Annotated in this window: 2 protein-coding genes; both read right to left on the bottom strand. The window is 53.2% G+C overall.

The features are described from left to right. Positions 1–242 precede the first annotated feature (242 nt). Positions 243–1,205, bottom strand: a complete 963-nt coding sequence (locus ACEWQZ_RS02355) for a hypothetical protein (RefSeq protein ID WP_476481467.1) — start codon at positions 1,203–1,205, stop codon at positions 243–245. Positions 1,206–1,263: 58 nt separating this feature from the next. Beyond that, a complete protein-coding gene (locus ACEWQZ_RS02360) occupies positions 1,264–1,818 on the bottom strand; it encodes a hypothetical protein (protein WP_476481468.1) in 555 nt (184 codons plus the stop codon). Between the last annotated feature and the right edge of the window lie 601 nt (positions 1,819–2,419).

Here is a 2,419-nt window from a genome sequence, read left to right on the forward strand (position 1 = left end):
AATACCGAAACCGGCGGCCGGCTGGCGCGCGAAATCCTGGAAGTCGGCTCAAGCCGTCCGATTCAGGAATCCTGGCTGGCTTTCAGGGGTCGCGAACCGGCGCTGGAGCCGTTGCTGGCTTCTTACGGCATCGCCGCCTGAACAAACCCGCCCGATACGCCACAAGAAATCTCCGGCCCCAGGCGACCGCATCGTGCGCCTCGAAGCGGTCCCATCAGCCCAATAGCAGTGGCTTGATTTACCTACCACTCGCCGGCCTGGAATCTGGGCACTCCACTGGCCAGACCGTCGCAATAGTCAAAGATACGCTCGAATGCGGCGCGATCCTTGACCGGATGGATTTTATTGCTGCCAGCTAATAGATAAAAAACACCCACTGAAAGCACTTGTCCACGCAAGCTCGAATGAGGTCGCTTGTTGAGTTCATGCAGATCCGGATTCAATCGGCCCTCGTCAATCTCCGGAAAATATCGCTTGATTTCCGGGCCATAAGCCAGGTCAAAATGCTCGATGGTTTCGGTAAACACGCCCGCGCTCAGTCCATAACGATAGGCTGCGCAGGCCCCAAATAGGTTGGCGGCCGCCTCTTCATTGACGCGTTCGCGCTCGGTATCCAATAAATAGCTGTGCAGGTGATACAGCTCGTGAGCGACCACATCAGCCAACTCAGCCCACCATTGGCCTGCCCCTTCCGCATCGACAGCATCCTCAGCAAAGGGGCTATAAAACAGCAAAGACACCAGCAGCCTGTCCCGGATCGAGGCTTGAGATGAGTAGTACGAGCCCGGCTCGGAGGCCAACACTACATCCACATCAAGATCCACATCTACCATGGTCAAATAGTCCGACAGCGTCCTGGACAACGCAGCGGAAAATTCGCCAGCGCCGCGTTCCAGATACTCACGCGTCTCATCAAAATACGTCGAAGAGGGATTAGCCGGAAGCAAGAATTGGATTCGGCCACGGTCGCCAAGGTCTACCGCTGTCACTTCTGTCGTTTTCCGGATCTCAACCTCATCCGTACCGGAAAACCGGCCGAAAGAAATAACGTTACTTCGCGAGAGCTTTACAGTGTTGATGCCTCGGAATTCACCCAGCGCCACAGCCTTTCGAGTGCTTCTTGCTGACATTTCAAGCGCGGAACACCCAGCCATAAACACAACAAGAACCAGGACAAGCAGGGGAATGGTAACTTTCTTTATCATTGAAACCTCTGAATTATGCGAGCCTGCCACTGCTCTGGACAGGCCCGCATCCTTTCCATTATTTAATCACGCAACGGCTGCAGCTGCCTCCCCCGCCACCTACATACCAGGAATCAGATGAGCCAGTGATTGTCGTGCCCTGATGCTTGAGCTCAGTGACTACTAGGTTAACGCCTTCCTCCGACGCGACCTGAAAATCGAACTCAACGTCAATCTCGTCTATATCAGCAAGCTTCGGCTGGATCCAGGAATTGACCGCTGACGGGTTAGAAATAACCGCTTCATCACCCAGCCTGATCCACTCAAAACTGCTGGACTGAGTGCTACCATCGGACAGATCAAGAACAACCGTTGCGTATCCGCTGGTGGTGGTCACCGGAATATTTGACGACGACAAATCAACGGTGAAGTCGGCCGCATCGAATGTGGACATCAACCCGACAGCAAAATCGGAAAGCTTACCCTGCATTGCAGTGAAACTGTACTGATAGCTCTGTCCACACATATTTGGAAAAGGATGGTCCTGACACCTCAAAGGAGCCCCTGGCGGATCACACGCCGTGGTTACAAACAAGACAACTGCCGACATAGCAAGTAATTTCAAATATTTCATAAGATTCTCCATATAATTGCATTCACTGGCATGAGCGTGCCGGTAGGTGTGGGCAAGACCCGTTCCGCTCTGGCACTTCAGCCTGAAAGAGGGCGAATGAATCAAGACTCGAAACCACAACGCGCTTGACTGCTGATTCACGCAGCATGCATCAGTCTGTGGTTAAAGAAACTGCCTTTAACCCTCGCCCCCATGATGGAGCTTACCCCCCCCCCCGGCCTGATTTTCAATACCTTACGTTTGCTGGTGTCTTCCCTTTTTTCATCTCCCTGCCGGCACTAGGCTATCTGAGCTGGCAAAACAGTTACTGATTGGTGGTGGGCCGACATCGATCGGCTTTGGTGTCCGCCGCCGCCAGCTATGGAATCCTTGGGGAGCACCGGCAAAGAGCCTTTGTCAGCTCAGCAACAGGCTGTAGAACGGGAAGCGGGGTGATTTTCGTTTCTGGCGCTTGGCCTGCTAAACCCCCCTTATTCTTCAATGCGGGCTAGAAAGAGGTATGGCGTGTCAATTTCTGTCGTATAATCAGAGTGTTAAGGCACTAATCCCACGACAGAAAGAGAACACGCCATGGGTGAAACACTACCCCTTTTCAAAGCCT

The organism is Wenzhouxiangella sp. YN1 (assembly GCF_056324145.1).